The organism is Streptomyces sp. MnatMP-M17 (genome assembly GCF_900091995.1).
Taxonomy (GTDB): domain Bacteria; phylum Actinomycetota; class Actinomycetes; order Streptomycetales; family Streptomycetaceae; genus Streptomyces.
The window spans coordinates 1-6,748 of sequence record NZ_FMDK01000249.1 but is presented as its reverse complement, the minus strand read 5'-3'; the positions used below and the strand labels follow the sequence as shown (position 1 = coordinate 6,748).

At 69.7% G+C, this 6,748-nt stretch carries 9 protein-coding genes; 7 read left to right on the top strand and 2 right to left on the bottom strand.

The genetic code is table 11. The features are described 5' to 3' along the window. Positions 1-1,386 (bottom strand): lantibiotic dehydratase (locus GA0115259_RS12160; RefSeq protein ID WP_176732522.1); only part of this gene is annotated, 1,386 nt, incomplete at its 3' end. Positions 1,387-2,088: 702 nt separating this feature from the next. On the opposite strand from GA0115259_RS12160, the gene GA0115259_RS12155 reads away from it, so the two are divergent. Beyond that, positions 2,089-2,868, top strand: a complete 780-nt coding sequence (locus tag GA0115259_RS12155) for an Fpg/Nei family DNA glycosylase (protein ID WP_093595041.1) — start codon at positions 2,089-2,091, stop codon at positions 2,866-2,868. Positions 2,869-3,430: 562 nt separating this feature from the next. On the opposite strand, the gene GA0115259_RS40220 is transcribed toward GA0115259_RS12155, so the two are convergent. Further along, on the bottom strand, positions 3,431-3,619 hold the full coding sequence (locus tag GA0115259_RS40220) for a hypothetical protein (protein ID WP_176732521.1): 189 nt from the start codon (positions 3,617-3,619) through the stop codon (positions 3,431-3,433). Positions 3,620-3,864: 245 nt separating this feature from the next. On the opposite strand from GA0115259_RS40220, the gene GA0115259_RS12145 reads away from it, so the two are divergent. From GA0115259_RS12145 to GA0115259_RS12120, 6 genes are all read left to right on the top strand, one after another. Then, positions 3,865-4,242: a gas vesicle protein GvpO gene (locus GA0115259_RS12145; protein ID WP_093595035.1), complete on the top strand. Its 378-nt coding sequence runs from the start codon at positions 3,865-3,867 to the stop codon at positions 4,240-4,242. A gap of 36 nt (positions 4,243-4,278) precedes the next feature. After that, a complete protein-coding gene (locus GA0115259_RS12140) occupies positions 4,279-4,746 on the top strand; it encodes a gas vesicle structural protein GvpA (protein WP_093595032.1) in 468 nt (155 codons plus the stop codon). Positions 4,747-4,749: 3 nt separating this feature from the next. Then, entirely contained in the window at positions 4,750-5,463 is a 714-nt protein-coding gene (locus GA0115259_RS12135) for a GvpL/GvpF family gas vesicle protein (RefSeq protein ID WP_093595029.1), read from the top strand. Between the two features lie 15 nt (positions 5,464-5,478). Beyond that, entirely contained in the window at positions 5,479-5,826 is a 348-nt protein-coding gene (locus tag GA0115259_RS42775) for a gas vesicle protein GvpG (RefSeq protein ID WP_093595026.1), read from the top strand. Continuing rightward, a complete protein-coding gene (gene gvpJ / locus GA0115259_RS12125; protein ID WP_093595023.1) occupies positions 5,823-6,278 on the top strand; it encodes a gas vesicle protein in 456 nt (151 codons plus the stop codon). Before GA0115259_RS42775 ends, gvpJ begins: the two co-directional genes overlap by 4 nt. After that, positions 6,275-6,748, top strand: a 474-nt coding sequence (locus tag GA0115259_RS12120) for a GvpL/GvpF family gas vesicle protein (protein WP_176732520.1), incomplete at its 3' end; no start/stop codon positions are given. The genes gvpJ and GA0115259_RS12120, both read left to right, overlap by 4 nt.

The following is a 6,748-nucleotide window of genomic DNA, read 5'->3' as shown; positions in this document are numbered from 1 at the left end:
CAGTTCGAGGGAGTCCGGCGGCACGCGGGCGGCGTCGGCCGCAGGCAGGCGCGCCGCCCGCTCCAGCCGTCCGGTGGTCTCCGCGTCCAGCACGATCTCCCGGGCGCCGTGCAGGGTGACGTCCTGCACCAGCTCGCCGACGGCCGCGTCCAGGCGCTCGGGCAGCTCCGTCGGTCGGCGACGGGCCCCTGCCGTGCCGCCCGGGGAGGCCGTGGGCAGTCCCAGCCCGGTGCCCGGATGGGTGACATCGGTCAGCGGAACGGCATGGTGCAGGCCGTAACGTTCCTGGAACGCCTTGGTGTAGTCGGCCATCCGGGGGGTCGTTCCGGTGCGCGGCGACAGCCGCCACAGCGTTGTCGCGCACTCCTCCAGTTCCCGGCCCACCGCCTGCGGCAGCGTCACCGAGGCGTCCATCTTCAGGTCCACCTGGACCGGTGGCCGGGGGAACGGCCGGACGGCTCGCAGGGCGGCCAGGGCCGTGGAGAGCTCCGCGCGGCCCTCGCCGACCGCCGACTGGGCGTAGCCGTCCAGCGCCTCCCGGGCCGTGCCCAGATGCTCCAGCAGCTCGCAGGCCGCCCCAAGGTCCGACAGGCTGTCCGTGGTGATGACGAAGGGCACCAGTGACGCCAGCAGGAAACGCAGATCCACCAGCCGCCGCACGGTCCGCTCGGCGGCGGCGGTGTCCATGGCGAGAGACGCGGCCAGATCCGCTGCCAGCGCGGCGGCGTCGACCGGTGCGGCGGCACGGTCGCGGACGAAGCCGATCTGCCGCCCGGCGCGCACGGACAGGTGGCGCATCCGCGAGGTGTTCCGCTCGACCGACGCGGCCCACGGCGAGTACATCCGGTCGCCGCGCGCGTAGCACAGGTCGTTCCACACCACCCGCAGATCCCTCAGCGGCCGTTCGGTACGGATCTGCTCGGCGGCCACTGCGGAGAACCAGCCCGCGTCGGGCCGGACGAACTTGCGGTGACCGGCGCCCACCCGGGCCCCTGCCGCCTCCCCGGCGGACCCTAGACGCGCGGCCGTCACCCCGGCGAAGGTGCCGAAAGGCGTGGGGCGCCCGGTCATCCGCAGCGCGTACTTCGTCAACGAGACCGCGGCCCGCTCCAGCTTCCTGCGTTCGGGCCGTTCCCCGGCCCTGAGCGCGCGCGTCAGCGCGGACAGCGAGGTGCTGGACAGTTCGACCGCCTCGTCGAGCGCGGGATGCGCCGCGAGCGCCGTGACGTAAGCGGTGAGTTCGTCCAACGGTACGGAGGCGTCGAACCGCGGCGCCTTCCAGCTGCGGTCCTCCAGCGCCCCGTACGGAAGCACGGCCATGCGGAGCAGGACGGTGCCGAGTGCCGAGAAGGCGGGGGAGGTGCTGGTCCGGCCCTGCTGATGCACGTCGTTCCCCCTCCGCCGCGGCGAGCGGCATACCCGTTTCGCCATCCAAGGCGGCCGGGGGCGTCAGGGGCAACCCGGGGCGCTGAATCGCACGGAGAACGCTTCGGCAGGCCGGACGCGGTCCGCTTGCGTCTTTCGGTCCCCGGCGCCGCCCTCTCGGCGCGGGCACCCCGCGGGATACGGCGAGCCAGCTGCTCCGCGTACCAGCTCGCTTGTCGATGGCCTGCGCCATTTTCGGCGCTGTGCGCCGGGCCGTGACGACCTTGAAGTTTCCCCGTGATCCTGGAGACGATTTTGTTATGCCGCGAGGGCGTGTTGTTGGTGCTGCCGGGTCTCGGTTCACCCTCCGAGCCGAGCTTTCCTGCGGCCGGTGCGATCACCAGCGGGACCATACCCGCGTTCAGTGCCGCCCGGCGGACGGCGCGCACCCCGTTCAGCCGGCCGTTCTCGTTGGTGACGACACCGACGACGTGCTCGTCCACGGACCAGCTCCCGCCGAGTTGCGAGAGAGTCGGGCTGGGATCGGGCGTCAGGAGCGTGACCGTGGCCTCCGCTGTCGCTTCCGTGTGCAGGGTGACGAAGTCCCAGAACGTGGATCGTACGGACATGCCGCCGCGTCGTGGCGACCCTTCGGATGGGCCGCCCGGCCGAAGAACTCCCCGGTGGTGGCGACGGAAGCGCTGTGCCGGGAAAGAGTGTCATGTGCCCGAGCTACCCGATGTCGAAGCGTTTCGCTCCCGTCTCGCGTCCTGCGCCCAGGGGCGGACGATCGAGCGCGTGGAGGTGTACGACGCCGGTGTACTGCATGGTGTGAGTGCGCGGCGGTTCCGTCGCGAACTGGAAGGGCGGAGCTTTGCCGAGCCCGAGCGGCGCGGGAAGTGGCTGCTCGCCCGAACCGACGGGCCCACCGTGCTTCTGCATTTCGGCATGACCGGACTGCTCGTGTGCTGCCGCCCCGCCGAAGAGCTCCACACACATGACCGCGTCGCGTTCACAGTGGGACACGATCGGCAACTGCGCTATCGCGACCAGCGCAAGCTCAAGGGCCTCTGGCTGGTGGAGGAATCCGGCGTCGCCCGGATTCTGGACGGTCAGGGGCCGGACGCGACGAAGATCGCCCGCGGGGACTTCGACCGGCTCATCAGTGGACGGCGCGGAAGTGTCAAGTCACTCCTCGTCGACCAGTCCCGGCTGGCGGGGCTCGGCAATCTGCTGGCCGACGAAATCCTGTGGCGGGCCCGGCTGAACCCGGCTCACCGTGCCGACACCCTCACGGAAGAGCAGCGTGGCCGCCTCTTCACGGACATGCGGCGCACCCTCCGGTCCGCGGTGCGCGCAGGCCGCGTACCACCACGCGATTCCTGGCTCACAGGGCACCGGGACCGTGGCGACGCGTCGTGTCCGCGTTGTGGCGAGTCCCTGCGCCGGGGGCGCGTCGCGGGGCGTGGAACGGTGTGGTGCCCCCGGTGCCAGCCGGACTGATCACGTGCCCGTGTGAGGCGTACGACCCAGGAGATCGCGCACCTGGCGGAGGAAGCGTGGCGGGGGAGAGACCCGAACGGCGGCGAGGCCTCAGTTGCCCTTCGCGGGCTGTGCGTGTCGCGTCGCGGGGCGAACGCTGGGGAAGCGTCCCATTGGTGGGCGGCTTTCCCGCCGGTCCGAGCGGAATGCCCGGGACAACGCGGACCGGACGCGCGCACGGCACAGGGCGCAAGCCGGGCCGCCGAATCGCGCACATGGTGATTTCATCCACGTACGGCACCCCGGCCGACGGCCATGCCCCCACCGGGGCTCGGATCCGCACTGGTCACAGCTCACAGCCGATGCGCCAGGGAGGGCAGATGGCCGTACGGCACCAGCTCATCGCACGCGAACCGGCCGCTGTCCGGAGGGTCCTCTCTGATCCGGAGCGATACGCCGAGTGGGTGGTCGGCACGGCACGCTCCTTTCCTCAGGCGGGACGCTGGCCCGAGGTTGGTTCCTCCCTCACGTACGCAGTGCGGCTGGGTTCCACGGAGTTCCGTGGACAGACCGTCGTCCGACGTCACGAGCCTCTGCGGTGGCTGGAGTTGGAGGCGCACAGCGGGCCGCTCGGCACCGCGCGCATCGCCTTCGACTCAGGGGAGACGCGGGTCCCGACGGCCTGAAGGGACGGTGGGACCGCGGCGAGCAGGAAGCCATGGCCGACCGTATCGAGGAACAGGTCGAGCGCTACGCTCCCGGGTTCCGCCATCGCATCCTGGCCCGCCGCGGCTGCTCACCATCGCGCAGCGCACACTCGCCCGCAGGGGCCGCGAAGGCGGGACCGACGGCCCGTGACAGCGCGCGCCGAGCCGCCTGAGCAGCGCGGCCCTGGCCCCCGCGCGCTTCGCCACCTCCACCCGTTGCCCGCCGCACGCCGCCGGTGTTCACTGGAAATATCGCGCTTTTCGAGCAAAAGCTTCAAATTGCGCATATCTGATGTGGGGCAGGAACGACATGGGCGGCAGCCAGCGCAGGGACCTCGACGGAACGGGACGTCCGAAGACATCAGGCAGCCGCCGTGAGGCCGCGCGTGCGGGTCGTGGTGGCGAGCAGGAGAGGGAGCCGGTGTCCCGTCCTCTGGCGATGGGCGGGGCGATGCGCGAGGCCACGGAGCAGCTCGCCGGGCTTCTGGGGACGCGGCCCGAGTCGGTGTCAGCCGTCAAGCGTACGGAGGAGGGATGGCAGGCCGATGTGGAGGTACTCGAAATCTCGCGGGTGCCCGACACCACAAGTGTGATGGCGAGCTACCGCGTGCGACTGGATGAAGAAGGCAGGCTCACGGAGTACGAGCGCCGTCGGCGATACGCACGGGGCCAGATCGATCGCAAGTGACCGTCGGCAGCCGCGGGAGCACCGAAGGGAGTCGTCGTGACTGTAGTGCCGCAGCAAAGCGGTCAGATCGCCGTAGGTGGCGGTGGAAACCTTTATGACGTCCTGGAGCTGATCCTGGATCGCGGCCTCGTCATCGACGCGTTCGTCCGCGTATCCCTCGTCGGTATCGAACTTCTCAAGATCGACGCGCGCGTTGTCGTCGCGAGCGTCGATACGTATCTCCGCTTCGCCGAGGAGTGCAACCGCCTCGACCTGGAGGCGGGTCGCAAAGCCCCCGAGACGCTGACGGACGTGGTGGGTGAAGTGACCGAGGGCGGAGCGCGCGGCAAGAGCAAAGGTGCCCTGACAGGTGCGGTCGAAGCGATCACGGATTCCTTCCAGGCCGGCCGGACCGATGGGACAGGTGAGGCGAAGGAAGAGGCGGAGCCGGAACCGAGGCGGGGCAGTGCGAAGCGCCCGGTCAGACACCGCGAGCGGCCGGTCAGACACCGTGAGGAGGAGTAGCCGATGTCCGTCTACGTCTACGCCATTACCTCCTCCGAGTACGATCCGCACCTTGACGACCTGCACGGTGTGGGGGAAGAGGCTCCTTCGCTGCGTACCGTCACCGAAGGAGCACTCAAGGCGGTCGTCAGTGACGCCCCGGAGAAATTGCGCGCCAAGCGCAGGGATCTCAGCGCCCATCACGAGGTGCAGGAGCGGCTGTTGTCCGAGCACGCGGTACTGCCCATGCGCTTCGGTCTCACCGCCGCGGACGACGACACGGTACGAGCGGCACTCAGCGAGCATGCCGAGTTGTACAGCGAGCGGCTCGCGGAGTTGGAAGGGCGGGTGGAGTTCAATCTCAAGGCGTCCGAGGACGAGGAAACGCTGCTGCGGCAGGTGATCGAGGAGTCCGACGAGGTACGCGGGCTGAACGAGGCTACGCGGGGCGGCGGTGGAACGTACGAGGAGCGGCTGGCGCTGGGCGAGTTGGTCGCCCGGGAGGTGGGGGCGCGCCAGGACAGCCTGACGGCAGAGGTGACCGAGGCACTGCGTCCGTGCGCCGAGGCCGAGTCGGAGGGCGGCACGACATCCGAGTACTTCCTCAATGTCTCGTTTCTCGTGGACCGGGACCAGGTGCGGGAGTTCACCTCAGCGGCGGAAAAGCTGGCCGAACGGTACGGGCCGGACGTCGAACTACGCCTCAGAGGGCCGTTGCCGCCCTACAGCTTCGTATGACGTGAGGAGCCCGCGATGGGCCTGCTGACTCAGATCCTGACCGTGCCGCTGGCACCGGTACGAGGCGTCGGATGGGTGGTGAAGCGGGTGACCGAGGTCGCCGAGCAAGAGGCTTACGACACCACTCCGATCGAGCGCCGGCTCGCCGAACTGGAGCGGGAACTGCTGGAAGGCCGCATCAGCGAGCGGGAGTTCGACCGGCGTGAGGACGAACTCCTCGACCGGCTCGAATCCATCCAGGGTGCGTACGTCGCCGACGTTCCAGCAGCGCCGCCGGGTGAGGAACGAACCGGGGAAATAGAGGAAGGAGCCGCCGCGCTCCCGCGCGCTGGGCGAACAAAACGGAGGTCTGATGCGTCGTGACGGATCCGACACAGGCCCGACGGCCCGTCCCTCGGCCCGCGCAGACGGTGTCGCCGTACGGACAGGGCTCGTCCGCGAACCTCGCCGACATCCTTGAACGGGTTCTTGACAAGGGAATCGTCATCGCCGGGGACATCCAGATCAACCTCCTCGACATCGAACTGCTCACCATCAAGCTCCGGCTGCTCGTGGCCTCTGTCGACAAGGCCAAGGAGATGGGCATCGACTGGTGGGAACACGATCCGTCGCTTTCTTCCCGGGCCAGGGAGGACAGCGGAAGGCCGTCCTTGGCGGAGGAGAACCGTCGGCTGCGCGCAGAGGTGGAGAACCTGCGCGGGCGCTCGCTGGCCCCCGCCGACAGCCCTGCTTCCGTGGTGGACGAGGAGGCTGTGCGGCGTGAGGAGAGCGAGCGGCATCAGGGCACTCGCCGACGCGGGAGCGATGACCGATGAGCGGGTATATGAGCTATGGCTACGCGGTGACCCGTGCGGACGCGGCGCTGGAGGAAGCCTTGTCCCGCGTACGAGGAGTGGCGGGAGCACCGGTTCGCCTGGTGGGTGCACAGGGACTGGCCGTGGTGGTGTCCTCCGTACCGGAAAGCGACTTCGGGGAAACCGCGCTGAAGGCCCGGCTTGAGGATCTGGACTGGCTGGAGTCGGTGGCGCGTGCCCATCACTCCGTCGTCGAGGCTGTCTTCGCCCGTACCACCGTGCTTCCCTTGCGGCTGGCCACGCTCCACCTCGACGACAACCGCGTACGCGACATGCTGGACCGGCGTGCGGATGAGTTCGCCTTGTTGCTCGATCAGCTCGCCGGACATGTGGAGTGGGGTGTCAAGGTCTACGCACTGCCTCCCGCCCCCGGACCACCGGCCCCGGCGGCCGTGTCGGCCGCGACCGGTGCGAGTCCGGGCCGCGACTAC